Source organism: Actinoplanes rectilineatus (genome assembly GCF_000962825.1).
GTDB classification, from domain to species: domain Bacteria; phylum Actinomycetota; class Actinomycetes; order Mycobacteriales; family Micromonosporaceae; genus Actinoplanes; species Actinoplanes rectilineatus.
Genome location: NZ_JZKF01000042.1, coordinates 62,312 through 80,218, shown reverse-complemented (window position 1 = coordinate 80,218; position 17,907 = coordinate 62,312). Strand labels below are relative to the sequence as shown.

Here is a 17,907-nt window from a genome sequence, read left to right as displayed (position 1 = left end):
GTTGTGGGTGTGGTGAATACGGGCGCGCTGGACGCCCGAAATCACCACGCTGTTGTGGGTGTGGTGAATACGGGCGCGCTGGACGCCCGAAATCACCACAGAGGCAGACCCTGACTGCGATTAGGTGTCTAGCGGCCGGAACTCGGTGCGGCGCCCGCACTCACCCTCCTCGCCCGCCAACCGCTTCGACGTCCGCACACCTTGCTCAGCGCCCGAACCCCACACCAGCACCGACCGTCAACAACGTCGGCCCTCGCTGCTCGACAGAGCCCATAAGGACACCCCGCGCGTACGGGGACGACTACGCACGCCGGCCACGGTGTTCGCCCTGGAGGAGGGAAGACCTCCGCGCGTGCGGGGGGACGACGCCGCGGTGGGGAACAGTGTGGCGCCGTTGAGCGGAAGACCCCCGCACGCGCGGGGGTCTTCCCCGGTGGTGCGCGGCCAGCCAGGACACCGTGGTGTCGTCCCCGCACGCGCGGGGTTTTCCGGCCGGTCACTCGGTGGGTGGCTTGGCCGGGCCCAGGATGTCGGCGACCAGGTTGGTGGTCAGGTCTCGGAGCCATGTGTGGGCCGGGTCGCCCGCATGCCGGCGATGCCAGCTGACCGTGGCCGGCGGGGTGGTCAGCGGGAACGGCAACGGCCGCGACCGCAACCGGGCCGGCATCGGGTCGCGCAGCCGCTGTGGCAGGACCGTGACCGCGACGCCGGTGGCGGCGATCGCGATGGCGGCGGCCACGGTGGGCACGGTCGCGACGACCCGGCGGCTCAGGCCGCGCTCGGCGAGCAGGCGGTCGATCGGGCCGGTGGTGCCCTCGTCGCGGGACACGTCGACGAACAGCGCCCCGGCCAGCTGCTCGGCGGTCGGCTGCGCCACGTCGGCGGGATGCCCCTCGGCGACGATCAGGACCATGGGATCTGTGCCGAGGGTACGGGTGACGATCGACGCCGACTCCGAGGCCGGGACACAGCCGACGGTCACGTCCACGGCGCCGCGCGACAGTTCCCTGCTCTCCCCCTGATCCTCCCCGACCAGGCGCAGCACCACCCCGGGGGCGGTGTCGGCCACTGCCCGCACCAGCGGCGGGCCGAGGGCGGCGAGGAACGAGTCGTGCAGCCGGACGGTGAACACCCGTGACAGGGTGGTCAGGTCGAGGTCACGGGCCGGGGTGAGGACCGCGCCGGCTCGGGTGACCAGGTCGCGGACCTCGTCGCGAAGCTCCAGCGCGCGGGCGGTCGGCACCATGTGACGCCCGTTGCGGACCAGGATCTCGTCGCCGGTGCTGGCGCGCAGCCGGGCCAGGATGCGGCTGACGGCGGGCTGGGTGAGGTGCAGTTGCGCCGCGGCGCCCTGGACGCTGCGGTGTTCGAGCAGCGCGTCGAGGCCGGTCAGCAGGTTCAGATCCACATGAACGATGGTAATGCCATTATTGCCGAAGATGCATTGGAGTCATGTCCGATCTCTCCGTAGCGTCGACGGCGCTCAGCACAACGGAGAGGAACCATCGTGACGATCGTCGTACTCGGCGCCACCGGCGGCACCGGCCGCCACCTCGTCGACCAGGCCCTGGCGCGAGGATTCGAGGTGCGGGCACTGGTCCGCGACCCGGCCACGGCGGCGCTCCCCGGGCACGACCGGCTCACCGTCGTCCGCGCCGACGTGCACGACGCGGCGAGCGTCGCGGCCGCCGTCGGGCCTGGCGACACGCTGGTCTCCGGGCTCGGCCCGCGCTCACGGTCCGAAGCCGAGACCCTGGTCGCCGGCGCCCGGGCGGTCGTCGCTGCCGGTCCGAAACGGATCGTCTGGCTCGGGGCGGCCGGCACCGGGGCCAGTGCCGCTACCACGAGTGCTTTCACGCGTACCATGTTGAAGGTCGGACTCGGCCCGGAGATCGACGCCAAAGAGCGCGCCGACGCTGCCATCCTCGACGCCGGAGGCGTCGTCGTCCACGTGGGACCGCTGCTGGGCAGCACCGACGATCCGGCCCTGACGCTGGTGCCGGTGGCGCAGGTCCGCGGCACGTTCTGGCCGACCGGCGCCGCCCGTGCCGCGGTCGCCCGTCTGATGCTCGACGCCGCCACCGGCGACCAGGAAGGCTTGCACCTGGTCAAGCGCCGCTGAGGGACAGTTCGCGGCATGAAGCGGTATCACCGGCAAGGCCAGGGCTCAGCCGGCCGGGGTGATTAGGCGCTCCATCGCCGTGCGGGGCAGTGACGGCGCACGGGCCGCCGCCGCAGCGACGGACGGCTCCGGGTCGTCGAGCAGCCGGACCAGCGTCCGCACCGGCAGACGCGGATGCCCGGCGATCGTCGACCGCACCGAGGGGTCAGGGTCCGCGGCGAGCCGCTCGGCCAGGGCCACCGGCAGGTCGGGATCGCGCGGCGCCAGGCGCCGCATCCGCGGGTCGGGATCGTCGGCGAGCCTGCGCAACACGGACACGGGCAGGGGAAGATCGTCAGCGGGACGCCACCGGGTCCGCTTCACCGGCCGGAACTCCCGGTCGATACGCTCGGCCGTCACCGGATCGACCAGGTGCGGCATGGTCCGCGCCATCGCGGTCCGCACGATGCTCTCCGCGTCTTCGAGCAGCACCCGGACGGCATCCTCCGGCAGCGACATGGATCGTGCCACCGAGGCGCGGAAGCTGACGTAGGGCGACGCGACGTGCGGCAGCGGATCGGCGGTCACCCAGGCCAGGTGCAGACCGCGCAGCTCACCGACGGCCACGTGGTTCTCGATCCCACGGAGAACCACGTTGTCGTCCAGCCCGCCGAAAGGGTCGTGCCGGGCCGGCCCTGGTCGCATCACGTCGTCGTGGATGCGTGACCGCATCGCCGCGGGCGTGTCCGGGCGGGCGAACACCGCCACCCGTACCCGCCGGTTGACGTCCGCTGCCAGCAGGTCCCGCACCGCGGCCGGCAGCCGGGTGTGGGAGGCCAGCATGCGGCGTACGTCGTCGTCCGGATCGGTGGCCAGCCGCTGGGCGAGTTTGTCCGTGAGCGGCAGATGCGCGACCGCACCGGCCCTGGTCAGCGGGTCCTCGACCAGGGCGCCGAGCAGGTCGGCGGGCGGCACCGGGTGCGGCAGCCGCGGAAAGTAGATCGCACACGCTGCGGCGCGGACCCGGTCGGCCGGGTCGGTGAGCAGCGCCCGCCGCACCGGCTCGGGCGCTCGGGTCCAGTACCCGGCGACCGTCGCCCTGACCTGCGGATCCGGATCCCGGGCCAGCGCGGTGAGCGAACCGTCGGGCGTCCGCCGGTTCTGCGCGACCGCCGTGCGGACCTGCGGATCCGGGTCCCGGGCCAGCCGGGCCAGAACCGTGCCCGAGTTACCGGCCCCGGCCAGGGATTCCCGCACCGACGGATCATCGTGTACGGCCAGCTGCAGTCGCACCTCCTCCGGCAGGTGCCGGTTCCGTGCGAGCGGGAAAAGGTCGCCGCTCGTCATGATCTGCTCGATCACGTCGGCGGGCAGGTCAGCCCGCAGGCCCACCCGTTCGCCGCCGCCCGGCCCGGCAGCCAGCCGCCGGAGTAGGTCCGGTGGCAGTGCAGGGTTCTCGGCGAGGGCGTCCAGCATGGAGTCGACTCTCCCCCAGAGCAAGGCCGTCCAGACTCCGGCAGGATAGGGCCGCCGCACGAACCGCGGACACCCGGGCCAGTGCCTCCTGCTCCGGCAGTGTCCGCGGGTTCTGCCACAGCGTCGCCGCCTCGGCGTGGATAGCGGCACCGCCTATCCGGTTGCCGTCACCGACGACGGTTCGCGGTTCCTCAGGTACGCGCCGGCCGCCGCCATGTTCTGGTCCTGGCCGCAGAACCAGTTGTCGACGCCGGCCGCATTCGTCATCGCTAGCAGCAGGGCGTCCGGGTCGGCGAGCTCACCGTTGTCGTCGATGCGGATCGTGACCAGGACGACGCCGGCCGCCGACCGTCGCATCTCGATCTTCATACGCGGTTAGACGAGGCCGTACCGCGGTCCCGGTTCACCGGCAGCGGTGACCGGCGTCATTCGCCGACGCCGGCGGAAGACGACCGCCCCGCCGACAGCAGGTCGGCGCGGCGGGCTGGAATAGCGGAACGAGACGCGATCCGCACGAATTCCGGTCACTGGGGTCACGGCGCAGAAATGTTGACGCAGCGCATTCCCGGAATCAAGCCCGGTGGGTCCGGTCACCATTCCGGGAATTGTCCGAGTTTTCGGATCACCCGGCCGGACCGGTGGATTCTCCGAGCCGGACACCGGATGTCTCCCCTGCCTGAACCGTCTGGACCGGCCGGGGACCTCTGTAGGACCATGAGCGGACCAGCAACGTCACCACCTTCGGATCAGCCGACCGCATCCCCATCATGGATGGTGCAGCACGGGAAGGAGGAGAGATGGCCGGCCGGAATCTGCATGAACCGAGAACCGTTCTGGAACAACTGTTGCGGCAGCAGGATCGCACCTATGACGAGGTGGCCGCCGCCTTCGAGCAGCTGGCCCGCACCCTCGGCGAGCGGGGCCTGAGCATCACGGCCCGACACCTGCGGCGGCTCGCGTCCGGCGAGCGGTCCGGGACCACGCCATCGACCCGGCGCGTGCTGCACGCCATGTTCGGTCTACCGGTCGACGAGTTGCTCCGGCCGCCGGGCGTCGTCCTACCGGTCGCGCCGGCCCGGGCCGCGCCCTCGCCGGCCGTGCATCAGGAGAGGGATCTGCTGGAAATGGCCGCCCAGGAATCACATCGGTTCACGTACGATCAGGAATTCCCCATCAGCGGTGAAGTCATCGACGGACTCCACGACGAGGTCCGCGAACTGAGCACCCTGTTCATCACGCAACCGTTGCCGACCGTTCTCGGCCGCTTGGTCGGCCTCCAGAGCACCACACTGTCGCTGCTCGAACGACGGCAGACGCCGGCCAACGCGCGCCGGCTCTACTTCCTGGCCAGTGTGGTCGCCGGTCTTCTGGCCACCGCCGCCAACGACATCTCCAAACCCGAGCTGGCGATGACGCATGCCCGTACCGCGTACCTGTGGGCCGACTACACCGGCCACGACGGCCTGCGGACCTGGATCCGGGCGCTGCAGTCGTACATCTGTTTCTGGGCGGACCGCCCCCGGGAGGCGGTCCGCTATGCGGAGCGGGGTGCCGGGCCGGCCGGGTCGGCCCGCGGCAGCGCCCCGGCCTGGCTGTATGCCGGACAGGCCCGGGCCTGGGCCGCGCTGGGCAACACGGAGCAGGCGAAACAGTTGATTCACCGGGCCGAGAACGCGATCGAACAGGCAGCGTCCGACGAGCTCGACGAGCTGGGCGGGCTGTGCACGTTCGGCCCTCCGAAGCACCTGTATTACGCCGGCCGTGCTCTCGCGGGGCTGCCCGGGGAGTTCGCGCGGGCCGAACGGTATGCGGTCGACGCGATCGAGGCCTACCGCGACCCGAACCAGCCCGGCTGGGACCGTACCTGTCTCGCCGACTCCCGGATCAGTCTCGCTCTCGCTCGCGTAACGCGCGGGGAGATCGAGGGTGCTTCCGCATCGTTGGAGCCCGTGCTGACGCTGGCGCCGGAGGACCGGATCCACGACCTGGTGCAGACCCTGCACCTCGTGCACCGGGAGCTGAACCGATTCGATACCCCCGGATCCGTGGCATTGCAGGAACGCATCGAGGTCTTCTCCCAGGTCTCACTGCGTCAGGTCCTCGGCTGACCTTCCGGGGCACCGGCCGCGGGTAATTCCGGTTGCCGTTCCGCGCGACGCCGGCGGATATCCGTGGAGAGTTGCAGCGCCGCCGAGACGCCACTCAGGAGCGCAGCGAGATTCTGCAGATTCTGAAAATCGGCGGCGCTCGCCACCACGAGAAGTGTCAACGACGACATCGCGCCGGCGAGTTCCCACGTTTCACGGTTCTGAATGAGTCGCATCAGGCGGTTCATGAGGACCTCCCCGCTCACCGGATTCGCCGTTCGGCTTTTTGATAATCCAGTCGGCGGGGTGGCCTCGGAAGGTCCTGACGAGGACTCATGGCGGACGTGACACGGACCTTCGAGGTCCTGTGAATTCCGGTCGTGGGCGCGTTCCGGTGCGGACGGTCAGGAGATCGGCGCGGTCGATTCGCGGGTGACCAGCCGGACCGGCAGGGTCTCCAGGCCGGATGCCGGATGCCCCTCCATCGCGGCGGCCAGGCGCTGCGCGGCGGTGCGGCCCAGCTGTTCCAGGTTGAGGTCGACGGTGGTCAGCGGCGGGCGGGCGTTGGCCGCCAGGATGTTCCAGTTGTCGAAGCCGATCACGGCGACCCGGGACGGCACCGGGATGCGCTCCTCGTGCAGGACGTCCAGGACGCCGCGGGCGATCTCGTCGGAGCCGGCGAAGATCGCGTCGACGTCGGGGCAGCGTTCGAGAAGCATGCGGGTGGCGCCGCGGCCCCACGCCTCGGACCACATGCCGAACCACACCTCGCCGCCGGCCAGCTCCAGGTTCTCCTCGGCGAGGCGGTCCCGGGCGCCGCGGGCGCGGTCGTGGGCGGCGCCGTAGCCGGGGTCGCCGGTGATGTGGGCGATGCGGCGGCGACCGCAGCGGATCAGGTGGTCCACGGCCAGGCGCCCGCCGCCGACGTTGTCGGTGACCAGGGACAGGTCGTCCGGGTCGTCGGACGGCGCGTACGCGTAGACGACCGGGACCGGCAGGTCGCGGCCGAGGGAGGGGCGGGTGTCGGGGCGGGCGCCGACCACGATGAGGCCGTCGACGCGGCGGGTGAGCAGGGCCCGCAGGTGGTGTTTCTCCCGGATGGCGTCACCGCGGGCGTCGCAGAGGAAGACCGAGGTCTGGTCGGATCCGAACGCGTCCTCGGCGCCCATCAGGATCGGGATGGAGAAGCGTCCCTCCAGGTCGGAGGTGAGCAGGCCGACGGTGCCGCTGCGCTGGGTGATCAGGCCCTGGGCCAGGGTGTTCGGCGAGAACGAGAGTTGCTCGGCGGCGAGGACGACACGGGCGCGGGTCTCCGCTTTGACCTGTGGTTGTCCGTTGAGGGCCTTGGAGGCGGTGGCGACGGAGACGCCGGCGAGGCGGGCGACGTCGCGCAGGGTGACCGGGCGGCCGCTTGACAAGAAAATCACCCCAGGTTTACGTTTCTGAAAACGTTTTCGGCTCTCCGAAACCCGCTTTTCCAGCGCTCAGCTTAGTCCACGCCATGCCAACTCCGAAACATACGTCCGAAACGACACAACGTGGAGGAACACTGTGCGGATACGTATAGCAGCTCTCGCCGCCACCGCGCTGCTGGCGGCCTGCAGCTCGGGGCCGACCGGCCCGGCGTCGACCGGCCCGGTGACCGCCGAGGGCACCGACGACGGCTCCGAACTGACCCTGTGGACCCGGGCACCGCTCGAACTGCAGGCGAACGCCCTGGTCGAGGCGTACAACAAGGCTCACAAGAACCAGGTGAAGCTGACCATCGTGCCCAACGACGACTACGTGGCGAAGGTGGGTGCGGCGGCCGGCAGCGGCGACCTGCCGGACCTGTTCGCCGCGGACATCGTCTACGTGCCGAACTGGACGAAGGCCGGACTGTTCAGTGATCTGAGCGAGCGGATCGGTCTGCTCCCGTACGCCGACAAGATCAATAAAGGCCATGTCGACGCCGGCACGTACGAGGGGAGGAAGTACGTCCTTCCGTTCGTGCTGGACCTGTCGGTGATGTTCTGGAACAAGGACCTCTACCGGGAGGCCGGCCTCGACCCGGAGAAGGGCCCGACCACACTCGACGAGTTCAAGGCGCAGGCGCAGGCCGTACAGAGACTGGGAAAGCCGGACACCTACGGCACCTATTTCGGCGGCAACTGCGGCGGCTGCGGCGTCTTCACCTGGTTCCCGATGATCTGGGCCGGCGGCGACGACGTGATGAACGAGGACGGCACCGAGTCGCTGCTGGACGGCCCGGCCGCCCAGAAGGTGTACGCGACCTGGCGTGAGCTGCAGGCCGCCGGGGCGATCGCGCCCGGTTCCAAGGACGAGACCGGCGCCACCTGGGTCGCCGCGTTCCAGGAGGGCAAGATCGGCGTGATGCCCTACCCGGCGACGCTGCTGCCGACCGCGTCCAAGACCGTGGACGTCGGCGTCGGGCCGATCCCCGGGGCCACCGGCGGCGGCGCCACGTTCCTCGGCGGCGACGGCATCGGCATCTCCAAGGACTCGGCGAAGGGCGACCAGGCCTGGAACTTCCTGGCCTGGCTCACCTCGGAGGCGGCACAGAAGGACGTCCTCGCCGCCGGCAAGAGCACGGTGGCCCGGACCGATCTCGCCGACCCGGCGAACCCGGTCGACCAGGTCGCCGCGGCACCGCAGAGCCGGACCCCGTTCGCGGTCAACTTCCAGCAGGCGTTCAACGCGCCGGGCAGCCCGTGGGTGACCCTGTTCCGCAACCAGGTCTACGGCGATCCGGCCGCCCTGGAGAGCGACAACGACGCGGTCACCGCGGTACTCGGCCGGTGAACCGGGGCGGCTGGGCCTACGCCACACCGACCGCCCTGTTCGTCGGCGTCTTCTTCGTCGTCCCGATCCTGCTCGTCGGCCGGATGTCGATCTCCGACTGGGGGCTGTTCGCCGGAGACCGCGGCGTCAACGTGCCGGCGAACTTCACCTCGGCGATCGACGACCGGCTGTTCTGGCCGGCGGTGTGGTTCACCGTGAAGTACACCGTGGTCACCACGGTCATCCTGCTCGGACTGGCGCTCGGACTGGCACTGCTGGTGCAGGAGTCGAACCGGTGGACCGGCTTCCTGCGGACGTCGTTCCTGGTGCCCGGCGCGCTCGGGCTGGCGTCCGCGTCCCTGCTGTTCTACGCGCTCTACTCGCACCTGCCGGGGATCCTCGGCACCCCGGGCCGGGCGCTGTGGTCGACGGTCGGGCTGGTCGTCTGGCGGTTCGCCGGCTTCTACATGCTCCTGCTGCTGGTCGGCCTGCAGGGCATCGGCGGCGACGTCTACGAGGCGGCCCGGCTGGACGGCGCGGACCGGCGGCAGACGTTCCGGCACATCACCCTGCCGCTGCTGCGCCCGTCGCTGGCCCTGTGCACGATCCTCTGCGTCACCGGGTCGATGCTCGCGTTCGACCAGTTCTACATCCTGACCAAGGGCGGCCCGGACAACAGCACCATCACCATCGTGCAGCTCGTCTACACGATGGCGTTCGGCGGGCAGAACGACCTGGGCCGGGCCGCCGCACTGTCCATCCTGGTGCTGTTGGTCCTGCTGGCAGTCAACATCGTGCAGTTCCGCGGGCTCCGGGAGAAGGCATGACCCGTAACACCCTGGCCGGTGCGCTGGCCGTCCTCTTCCTCTTCCCGCTGGGCTGGGCCGCGGTCGCCTCGGTCAGCCCGCAGGCCGGCACCGCGCAGGTCGACGGCTGGGGTCTCGGCAACTACCGGACCCTGGCCGCCTACCAGGCCGGCATCGGGCAATACCTGCTCAACTCCACCGTCGTCGCCCTGCTGACCGTCCTGTTCACGCTGGTCACCGCGGTCCTCGGCGGCTACGCCTTCGCGATGTTCCGGTTCCCCGGCCGCAACGTCCTGTTCCTACTGGTCCTGGCCATCCTGATGGTCCCCTACGCGACGCTGCTCATCCCGCTCTACGTGCTGCTCAACCAGCTCGGCCTGCAGAACTCCCTGCTCGGCCTGGCACTGGTGCTGGCGATGTTCCAGCTGCCGTTCGCGACGTTCATGATGCGGATCTCGTTCGAGGCGATCCCCGCCGAGATGCGCGAGGCCGCCCTGATCGACGGCTGCGGATCGTTCCGGGCACTGCGGCACATCCTCGTCCCGGCCGTACGACCGGGACTGATCACCGTCGGCCTGTTCGCGTTCCTGGCCGCTTGGAACGACTTCATCACCCCGCTGGTGCTGATCAGCGACTCCGACAAGGCGCCCCTGCCACTCGCCGTCGCCAACATGCGCCAGCAGGTGATGGGCATCGTCGACTACGGCGCGACCGAGGCCGGCGTGGTCGTGCTGGCCCTGCCGTGCGTCCTGCTGTTCCTCGCCCTCCAGCGGCACTACGTCCGCGGGTTCATGTCCGGCGCTCTCAAAGGTTGATCACACGTGACGACGGTTTTCGACAAGTTCGGCGGTCCCGCGGCACCGAGCCGCGGACGTCTCCGCCCGCTCGGCCTGCGCGAGGTGACGTTACGCCCCGGCTTCTGGCAGCGCCGCCAGGACGTCAACAGCGCCAATTCCCTTCCCCACATCAGACATTGGCTCGGCCTCTCCGGTTGGCTCGGCAATTTCTCGTGTACGCCGGAAGAGCGCCGTGGCCGGGAGTTCTCCGACAGCGAGGTCTACAAGTTCCTCGAGGCGCTGGCCTGGGAACACGGCCGCACCGGTGATCCCGGGGTGGACGCGATGTTCCGTGAGGTGGCGGGGCAGGTCGCGGCCGCCCAACTCACCGACGGCTACCTGAACACCAACTTCGGGCGCCCCGGGCAGCAGCCGCGCTACTCCGACCTGGAGTGGGGGCACGAGCTCTACTGCTACGGCCACCTGATCCAGGCGGCGGTGGCACGGGCCCGGACGTTCGGCCGCGACGACCTGGTCGAGGTGGCGATCCGGGCCGCCGACCACGTCTGTGACACATTCGGGCCGGACGGCATCGCCTCAGTCTGCGGGCACGCCGAGATCGAGCCGGCACTGGTGGAGCTGTACCGGGTCACCGGCGACGAACGGTACCGTGAGCAGGCCCGGCTGTTCGTCGAACGGCGCGGCCACCAGGTGCTCGACGACATCGAGTTCGGCCGGGCCTACTTTCAGGACGACACTCCGGTCCGGGACGCGACGGTGCTGCGCGGGCACGCGGTCCGGGCGGTCTACCTCGCGTCCGGGGCGGTGGACGTGGCCGTCGAGACCGGCGACGACGACCTGCTCGCGGCGGTGACCCGGCAGTGGCGTGCCACGGTGTCCCGGCGCACCTACCTCACCGGCGGGATCGGCGCCCGCCACCAGGACGAGGCGTTCGGCGACGACTTCGTGCTGCCGCCGGACCGGGCGTACTCGGAGACCTGCGCCGGCGTCGGCTCCATCATGCTGGCCTGGCGTCTGCTGCTCGCCGGTGGCGACGCCGCCTGCGCCGACCTGATCGAGCGGGTCCTGTTCAACGTGGTCGCGACGTCGCCGTCCGACGACGGGACCCGCTTCTTCTACACCAACACGCTGCACCAGCGGGTCCTCGGCGCCGAACCCCCGGCCGACGCGATCGTGCCACGAGCGTCGTCGACGTTGCGGGCCCCGTGGTTCTCGGTGTCGTGCTGCCCGACGAACCTGGCGCGGACCTTCGCCAGCCTGGCCGCCTACGTCGCCACCACCGACGACGAGGGCCTGCAGATCCACCAATACACGGCGGCGACGATCAGCACGACCCTGCCGGACGGCGCCCCCGTCGGCGTGGAGATCGAAACGGACTACCCGTCGCGCGGACGGATCCTGATACGGATCTGCGAAACACCACGCCGCCCGTGGACGCTGTCCCTGCGGGTGCCGCGGTGGGCGTCGGGCGCCCTGCTCGACGGCGAGCCGGTGTCCCCGGGCGTCGTCGCGGTGCGGCGCGACTTCACGGTCGGGTCGACGATCGTCCTGGAGCTGCCGGTGGGGCCGCGGCTGACGACGGCGGACCCGCGGGTGGACGCGGTGCGGGGGTGCGTGGCGGTCGAGCGGGGGCCGGTCGTCTACTGCGTGGAGTCGGTGGACCTGCCGCCGTCAGTGCCGCTGGACGCCCTGCGGCTGGACCCCTCCGTGCCGCTCACCGAGGACGGGGGCGCGGTGGTGGCGACCTGCTCGGTGGTGTCCCTGGACGACTCGCCGTGGCCGTACTCCACCGACCATCTCCCGAAAAATGCTGACACAACGTCGGTGACGCTGCGGCCTTACCACGACTGGGCCGCGCGCGGACCGTCCACCATGCGCGTCTGGCTGCCGCTGGACCACTGAACCGGGTCGTGGGCGCGCGCTTCCGGGGGCGGGGGCGCGCCCCACGACCCACCGCACCCGGCAGGCGCTCAGCGGCAGCCGGCGTGGAAGGTGCCGGGGACGGCGAAACGCCGCCATTCGGTTTCGGTCAGGCCGCGGCCCACAACCGCGCACGCGGCTGAGATGAGAGCGTCGTCCGCGACCGGGATCCGGCGGGTGCCGCCCTCGTCGTCGAGGTGGATCAGGTGACGGTCGTCGGCGCTGAACGCGTACTCGCCGAAGGGGTCCGGGTCGGTGCCGAGCACGGCCAGGGTGTCCGCCGCGACGATCTCGCCGTCCGTGGTCACCAGAGTCCTACCGTCGTGGCTGAAGGTGGCGACATCACCGGAGAGCCGGGCGGCCGCCACCTCCGTGCACGTGCCGACCGTGGTGTCGACGAGGTGGAGCTGGCCGTCCTGGCCGCTGACCGCCAGGCGGGTGCCGTCCGGGGTGAACCGCATCGACCCGCCGCCGGTCACCGACGGGCCGAAGAGGGCGGGGCAGCGGATCCGGACCCGGCCGTCGGAGGTGCCGTAGACGGCCAGCCCGCTCAGGTGGTCGGAGGCCGCCAGCATCCGGCCGTCCGGGCTGAGCACCGTGGACACCGTGTACGGGCGGGGCAGCGCGTCCAGCCGGAAGCTCCGGATCCGGGTGCCGTCGCCGCGGTATACGACGGCCTCCTCGTTCGTCCGGCCGTCCACGCCGACCAGCACCCGGCCGTCGGTGCTCGCCATCACCTCGCCGGGCAGGTCGGTCACCAGCCGGGCCGGGGTTCCGGCCGCGTACGTGCCGGTCCGGTGGTCGAGCCCGCTGCGGCCGAACGAACTGTGCGACACGGCGATGCGCGTGCCGTCCCGGGCGACCGTGATCCCGGTGGCGCCCGCCGCACCCGGCAGGGGGAGGCGCCACTGCTCCCGTCCGGTGGTGGTGTCCCAGGCGACCGCCGTCCCGTCCGCGGTCATCGCGGCAGCGGCAGCACCGTCGTTGATAAGGATCGGACTCGACGCGCCGGGGAGCTCCGGAACCGCGCCGAGGCGGAACGGTGGCCCGGTGCGGTCCACCTGCCAGACCGTCGGGGTGCCGCCCGCGCCCACCGCGACCAGGATCTCACCCGTGCCGTCGAACGCCACCGCATACGCCCCACCCACCGACCCCGGCAGCAGAGCGGGCCGCTCCCCCGGCTCGTCAAGGTCCCACAGAAGGATGCCGTCCGCGGTGCCGAGCGCCAGGCGACGGCCGTCGGGTGATGCGGCCGTGCCGCCGACACTGCTGGAGATCACCTCGTCGGGCACCGGCCGGGTCAGGCGTTCCGAGGTGATCCCGGTGTCGCCCCATCCGATCAGGGCCGACTCGTCGGTCGAGAATCGTGCCCACGGCGTCCAGTGGACCTTCCGCAGGGCTCCGGTGGCGGCGTCGATCAGAAACCGTACGGTCAGATTCTCCGCACCGCCGCCCGCGGTGACCGAGATCAGCTTTCCGGACGGGCTGAACACCACCTGCCCGACCGTCATCCCGGCGGGCACCGGCACGCGGACGTCCCGGTCCGGGCCGCCGCCGTGCACGACCACCCGGCCGCCGGACTCGGCCAGGGCGATCCGGTCGCCGCGCGGGCTCAGTGCCATCGCGACCGCAGCGGTCGGGTATCCGGCGGCTGCGCGGCCCGTCGCGGTGTCGGCCACCACCGCCCGGCCCGCGGCGAACAGCCCGACCCGGCGACCGTCCGCACTGGTCACAGCACCCCGCTCGGCATCGATCCCCAACGCCGGCCCGGTCACCAGCCGCGCCCCGTCCCGGATCCGCAGCCGGCCGTCCGCCCCGATCACCACCACGCGGCCGCCCCCGGTCACCGCAGCGACACCGGGCACGGTCGCAAGATCGGCGCCGGTCCGCGGATCAAGGAAGACCACCACACCGGCCCGGCGAACAGCGAAGGCACCGTCGATCAGGGCCGTCTCCGACTCGTCCTCGACCGCCTCGGCGACGATCCGCCCGGTGCCGGCCCGCGGCTCCCACAACCGGACCCGGCCCGATGCGTCGCGGGCCAGCAGGAACCGCCCGTCCGGGCCGAAGGCCAGCTCGCAGACGTTCGTGTCGCCCTCCGCCGCGGGCAGCACGATCGGTGTCCCGTCGCCGCCGGTCACCGGCCACACGAAGATCCGCCCGTCCGTCGATCCGGCGTCGCCGGGCCCGTTGTTCGCGGCCGGGCAGTGCGCACCGGCGACCCACTGCCCGGCCGCGCTGACCGCCAGGACCCGCAGGTCGAACGGCGCGGACCGGTCACCGGGGGCGCGCAGGAACCGCCGGACGCCCCGGCCGGACTCGAGCACCGCGCCGAGCAGGCCGCTCCGGGCCTCGTCGGTCGGCGCCAGCGCGACGGCCCGGACGGCGAGCAGCAGCGCCAGGTCGAGCCGGGACGGCCGCAACTGGACCGACTGGGCGGCGAGCTGCCGGGAACTCGCCTCCCGGGAGCGCCGCACGGCGAGGACGGCGGTCACCGAGGCGACCACGGCAAGCGTGGTCAGCAACGCGATCGCCACGCGACGGATCCGGACAGCCTTGCGATGCTCGCGGACGTCCTCGCCGTAAAGCTCGTCGACGTCGCGGCCGCGTACCCGAGCAGAGATCTTGGCGATGACGTCGGGGCTCATCCCGGCCGGGGCGTCCAGATAGGTCGGCTCGGCCGGGAACGCGCCGGCGAGCGCCGGTGACACCGCGTCCGAGGCGGTGAAACGCCCGTCCGCCCAGTGCAGCGTGCCGCCGGTGCGCACCAGCACGATGTGGTCCGGCGACCGGGTCGCCAGCCAGTACTCGATCTCCTTGGCCACCCACCGGGACCGGGCCGACGCGGGTGAGGCCAGCACGATCAGGAACCGGGACCGGTCGAGGCAGCGCTGCAGGTCACGTTCCAGGTCAGGTGACGCGGACAGGCTCGCGGCGTCCAGGAACACGCGCAGGGCCCGCATCCGGAACCAGGGCCGGGCGAACCCGTGCAACCCGCGCCGGAGTTCCTCGGCCGCACCGGCGTCCGGCACCCGAGCGTACGAGATGAAAGCGTCGTATCCCCTCGCCACAGGCCCAGGCTAGGGATCCGCGGCGCCCCGGGCCACACTGTGCGTGCGCCGCGTCCCGGCTCAGAGATCGTCGAGCTGGATGAGGCCGTCCTGCAGTGCCCGCGCGACCAGGGCCGCCTTCGTGGAGGCGGGACGGCCGGCGCGGGCATACCGGACGCGCACCCGGTCGATGTAGCCCTCGACCGTCCGTGGCGACAGGTTGCAGCGGGCCGCCACCAGCTGCTTGGACTCGCACTGGAACCAGGCGAGCAGCACCTCCTGCTCCCGGTCGGTCAGCCGGGGGCGGTCCGAGGCGTCGTTCGCCGACATCGCCCCGGCCAGGGCGGGTGGCACGTAGGGCAGGTCCTGGGCGGCCGCCCGGACCGCCGCGACCAGGTGCTCCTCGCCCTCGGCCTTGGTGAGGAAGGTCGCGCAGCCGGCGTCCAGGCAGCGCAGCGCGGTCTCCCGGTCCTCGCGCATCGTGTAGACGACGACCCGCCGGCCCGCGGTGACCAGTTCGGTCAGGGCGTCCCACGCCACGGTGGGCCGGTCGGCCAGCTGCAGGTCCAGGACGATCACGTCGGCGAGCAGGCCGTCCGGGCTCCAGGGGAGGCGCGGGTCGCTGCCGGCGGCGGTCACGGTGATCCCGGCGCCGTCGAACCAGGTGCGCACCCCGGCCAGCACCACCGGATGGTCGTCGATGATCGCCACGGACGGGTTCAGACGGGACATGTCAGCTCCACCCACAGAGTCTCGCCGATCGTGGTCGTCCGGATCACCAGGGGTGCCGGAACCTCGTCGATCGAAAAACCGGAACCCGCATCACTGGTACGCGCAACGACACTCAAACTCAGATGGGTGGCCGTCGGCACCGCGGTCAGCCGCAGGCGTGCCCCCGGCAGCCGGGCGGCCTCCCGGACCACGTCGCAGGTCGCCCGGCGCAGCACCGGGGGCAGGTCCCCGGCGTGCACGGTCACCTCGACCGGGATACCGGCGGCCTGCACGTCGTCGAGGCAGGCGGACAGGTCGTCGCCGAGCGGGTCGTGGCCGTCGCCGTACCATTCGGCGAGCAGGCGGCGGACCTGGGTGGACGCCACCCGGCTGCGCTGGCGCAGGGTGTCGTCGGGGTCGGCGTCGGCGAGGCTGGCCAGCACCGGTTCCACCGCCGCGGCGACCGCCCGGGACCGGCGCAGACGGTCCTCGTGCAGGGCCTGCGCGACGATCTGCCCGGTCCGGATCGCCTCCTGGGCGCGGTGCTGTTCGTTGGCGGCCAGCGCCGACCGGGCGACCGCCTGGATCGCCAGGGCGACCGGCAGTTGCAGGCCGAAGATGCCCAGGGCCCGGGCGATCATCCGGACCATCTCCGGTGCGCCGGCCGGGATCGCGACGACCATCGCCAGCACGACCGGCAGGGTCAGCCACAGCATGAGCGGGCGCAGCCGGCCCGCGGAGGCGGTGGTCAGCAGCAGCCAGCCGTTCACCCCGATCGCCCAGTTGGCGCTGGTGTGCTGCAGGTCGGCGGGCACGGTGAGGGTGACCGCCGCGGTGGCGCCGAACGTCACCGCGGTCAGCAGGAACGCCAGGACCCGCCAGGTCGGGAAGACCACCGACACCGGGGTGACCGCCCAGGCGCCGACGCTGGTCAGGTAGGCCGCGGGCTGGATGCCGGCGCCGGACAGCCCCTCCTCGCGGTAGAGGACCAGCAGCATGATGCCGGCGACCACCCACGAGCCCCAGCGGAACGCCGTGCGGATGTCGGTCATGCGGCCGGCCAGCGCAGGGCGATCCGGGTGCCGTGGCCGGGGGCGCTGACCACCCGCGCGCTGCCGCCGGCCCGGCGCATCCGTTCCTCGACCGACAGCCGCAGACCCAGGTGTACGCCGCCCGGCACCTCCTCCGGCCGGAAACCGCACCCGTCGTCGGTCACGTCCACCTCCACCACGCCGGGTTCGGGGTGGCGGACCGTCACCGCGGCGCGGCCGGTCCCGGCGTGCCGCTCGACGTTGCGCAGCGCCTCGTCGCGGGCCGCCAGCAGCGCGTCCACGGCGTACGGCGGAATGGTCCCGGCCTGGTCCGGCGGCGCGGCCGTGACCGTGACGTCGAGCGTGCCGCCGTCCGGGGGTGTGCCCAGGTCGGCGACCGTGACCAGGCGGGACGCGGGTTCCAACAGGGACAGTTCGGACCGGGCGCGGCGGCGCAGTTCGGGGCCGCCGGCGCCGCGGGCGGACGCCGCGGTGAGTGTCGCGGCGACGGTGTCGTGCAGCACCGCCAGGTGTTCCTTGACGTCGGCCCGGCGGGCGGTGGTGAGTTCGGCGTCGCGTTCGGCGGCGGCCGTCGCCCGGGTGAGTTCGTCGACCCGCCGCGCGTTGCGGACCACCAGCTCGATCAGGGCGCGGGCCATCCCGGCCTGCCAGAGCAGCATCGTCGCCTGGGTGGTGCCGTGGTCCCAGCCGTCGCCGGTGGCCAGCGACGATCCGGCCCACATCGCGGCCGCGGCGACGAGCGCGTAGCCGAGTCCGGCCCACGGGCGGGTGAGGATCTGCGCCACGCCGACGCAGATCGACGTCACCGGCCGGGACCAGTCCTCCAGGTCGAGGTATCCGTGCGGCGGGTCGAGCCACGGCAGCAGCACACACGCGGCGGCCAGCGGGATCACGTCGACCGCGGCCGCCCACCGGGGCCGGCGGCCGGCCAGCAGCGAGACGGCCTGCCAGACCAGGACGACACCGACGATCACCACGGAACTCGCCACCGGGGCGCCGACCGGCAGCAGCACGGTGCAGCCGACGACCACGATCACCCGGGCGATCACGGCGAGCCGCGCGGCGCCGGCCCGGACCGACGTCTCCACCGGCCCGGTGATGCGATTATTGCTCAACGACCCCTCCC

The 17,907-nt window shown here is 72.0% G+C and carries 15 protein-coding genes; 6 read left to right on the top strand and 9 right to left on the bottom strand.

All coding sequences use genetic code 11. The features are described 5' to 3' along the window. Nucleotides 1–496: 496 nt before the first annotated feature. Entirely contained in the window at nt 497–1,408 is a 912-nt protein-coding gene (locus WH85_RS27835; RefSeq protein ID WP_045744979.1) for a LysR substrate-binding domain-containing protein, read from the bottom strand. A 99-nt stretch (nt 1,409–1,507) separates the two neighbouring features. On the opposite strand from WH85_RS27835, the gene WH85_RS27830 reads away from it, so the two are divergent. Beyond that, nucleotides 1,508–2,122, top strand: a complete 615-nt coding sequence (locus WH85_RS27830) for an NAD(P)H-binding protein (RefSeq protein ID WP_045744978.1) — start codon at nt 1,508–1,510, stop codon at nt 2,120–2,122. Between the two features lie 45 nt (nt 2,123–2,167). Here the strand turns inward: WH85_RS27830 and WH85_RS27825 are convergent, their stop codons facing one another. Both WH85_RS27825 and WH85_RS27820 read right to left on the bottom strand, forming a co-directional pair. Beyond that, a complete protein-coding gene (locus tag WH85_RS27825) occupies nt 2,168–3,577 on the bottom strand; it encodes a hypothetical protein (RefSeq protein WP_045744977.1) in 1,410 nt (469 codons plus the stop codon). Between the two features lie 153 nt (nt 3,578–3,730). Beyond that, nucleotides 3,731–3,934, bottom strand: coding sequence for a hypothetical protein (locus WH85_RS27820; protein WP_157411246.1), 204 nt, complete (start codon nt 3,932–3,934; stop codon nt 3,731–3,733). Between the two features lie 440 nt (nt 3,935–4,374). Here WH85_RS27820 and WH85_RS27815 point away from each other — a divergent pair, with 440 nt between their 5' ends. Next, nucleotides 4,375–5,685: an NsdA family TPR-like regulatory protein gene (locus tag WH85_RS27815; RefSeq protein WP_052720855.1), complete on the top strand. Its 1,311-nt coding sequence runs from the start codon at nt 4,375–4,377 to the stop codon at nt 5,683–5,685. On the opposite strand, the gene WH85_RS27810 is transcribed toward WH85_RS27815, so the two are convergent. Further along, nucleotides 5,670–5,912, bottom strand: a complete 243-nt coding sequence (locus WH85_RS27810) for a hypothetical protein (RefSeq protein WP_157411245.1) — start codon at nt 5,910–5,912, stop codon at nt 5,670–5,672. The two genes, WH85_RS27815 and WH85_RS27810, sit on opposite strands and share 16 nt — an antisense overlap. A 156-nt stretch (nt 5,913–6,068) precedes the next feature. Continuing rightward, nucleotides 6,069–7,082, bottom strand: a complete 1,014-nt coding sequence (locus WH85_RS27805; protein WP_425394668.1) for a LacI family DNA-binding transcriptional regulator — start codon at nt 7,080–7,082, stop codon at nt 6,069–6,071. Between the two features lie 133 nt (nt 7,083–7,215). Between WH85_RS27805 and WH85_RS27800 the strand changes: the two genes are divergently transcribed. The 4 genes from WH85_RS27800 to WH85_RS27785 are packed head-to-tail and all read left to right on the top strand — an operon-like array spanning nt 7,216 to nt 11,950. Next, complete coding sequence (locus WH85_RS27800; protein WP_052720854.1) at nt 7,216–8,466, top strand: ABC transporter substrate-binding protein; 1,251 nt, start codon at nt 7,216–7,218, stop codon at nt 8,464–8,466. Then, nucleotides 8,463–9,272, top strand: coding sequence for a carbohydrate ABC transporter permease (locus WH85_RS27795; RefSeq protein WP_245674124.1), 810 nt, complete (start codon nt 8,463–8,465; stop codon nt 9,270–9,272). The genes WH85_RS27800 and WH85_RS27795 overlap by 4 nt, the downstream gene beginning before the upstream one ends. After that, nucleotides 9,269–10,066: a carbohydrate ABC transporter permease gene (locus WH85_RS27790; protein WP_045744973.1), complete on the top strand. Its 798-nt coding sequence runs from the start codon at nt 9,269–9,271 to the stop codon at nt 10,064–10,066. Before WH85_RS27795 ends, WH85_RS27790 begins: the two co-directional genes overlap by 4 nt. Before the next feature lie 6 nt (nt 10,067–10,072). Next, a complete protein-coding gene (locus WH85_RS27785; RefSeq protein WP_045744972.1) occupies nt 10,073–11,950 on the top strand; it encodes a glycoside hydrolase family 127 protein in 1,878 nt (625 codons plus the stop codon). 68 nt (nt 11,951–12,018) lie between these two features. On the opposite strand, the gene WH85_RS27780 is transcribed toward WH85_RS27785, so the two are convergent. Genes WH85_RS27780 through WH85_RS47460 form a run of 4 tightly spaced genes read right to left on the bottom strand, consistent with a single transcriptional unit; the run spans nt 12,019 to nt 17,896 of the window. Next, nucleotides 12,019–15,039, bottom strand: a complete 3,021-nt coding sequence (locus tag WH85_RS27780; RefSeq protein WP_045744971.1) for a toll/interleukin-1 receptor domain-containing protein — start codon at nt 15,037–15,039, stop codon at nt 12,019–12,021. Between the two features lie 60 nt (nt 15,040–15,099). Then, the gene (locus WH85_RS27775; RefSeq protein ID WP_045744970.1) at nt 15,100–15,750 is read right to left on the bottom strand and encodes a response regulator transcription factor; all 651 of its coding nucleotides are present in this window, start codon (nt 15,748–15,750) and stop codon (nt 15,100–15,102) included. Next, complete coding sequence (locus tag WH85_RS27770; RefSeq protein WP_045744969.1) at nt 15,738–16,781, bottom strand: sensor histidine kinase; 1,044 nt, start codon at nt 16,779–16,781, stop codon at nt 15,738–15,740. Before WH85_RS27770 ends, WH85_RS27775 begins: the two co-directional genes overlap by 13 nt. Further along, nucleotides 16,778–17,896, bottom strand: a complete 1,119-nt coding sequence (locus tag WH85_RS47460; RefSeq protein ID WP_157411244.1) for a sensor histidine kinase — start codon at nt 17,894–17,896, stop codon at nt 16,778–16,780. Before WH85_RS47460 ends, WH85_RS27770 begins: the two co-directional genes overlap by 4 nt. Between the last annotated feature and the right edge of the window lie 11 nt (nt 17,897–17,907).

Coding starts and splice junctions, on each gene's coding strand:
- WH85_RS27775 (WP_045744970.1), bottom strand. CDS start 15,750: ATGTCCCGTCTGAACCCGTCCGTGGCGATCATCGACGACCATCCGGTG.
- WH85_RS27820 (WP_157411246.1), bottom strand. CDS start 3,934: ATGCGACGGTCGGCGGCCGGCGTCGTCCTGGTCACGATCCGCATCGAC.
- WH85_RS27815 (WP_052720855.1), top strand. CDS start 4,375: ATGGCCGGCCGGAATCTGCATGAACCGAGAACCGTTCTGGAACAACTG.
- WH85_RS27790 (WP_045744973.1), top strand. CDS start 9,269: ATGACCCGTAACACCCTGGCCGGTGCGCTGGCCGTCCTCTTCCTCTTC.
- WH85_RS27810 (WP_157411245.1), bottom strand. CDS start 5,912: ATGAACCGCCTGATGCGACTCATTCAGAACCGTGAAACGTGGGAACTC.
- WH85_RS27770 (WP_045744969.1), bottom strand. CDS start 16,781: ATGACCGACATCCGCACGGCGTTCCGCTGGGGCTCGTGGGTGGTCGCC.
- WH85_RS27825 (WP_045744977.1), bottom strand. CDS start 3,577: ATGCTGGACGCCCTCGCCGAGAACCCTGCACTGCCACCGGACCTACTC.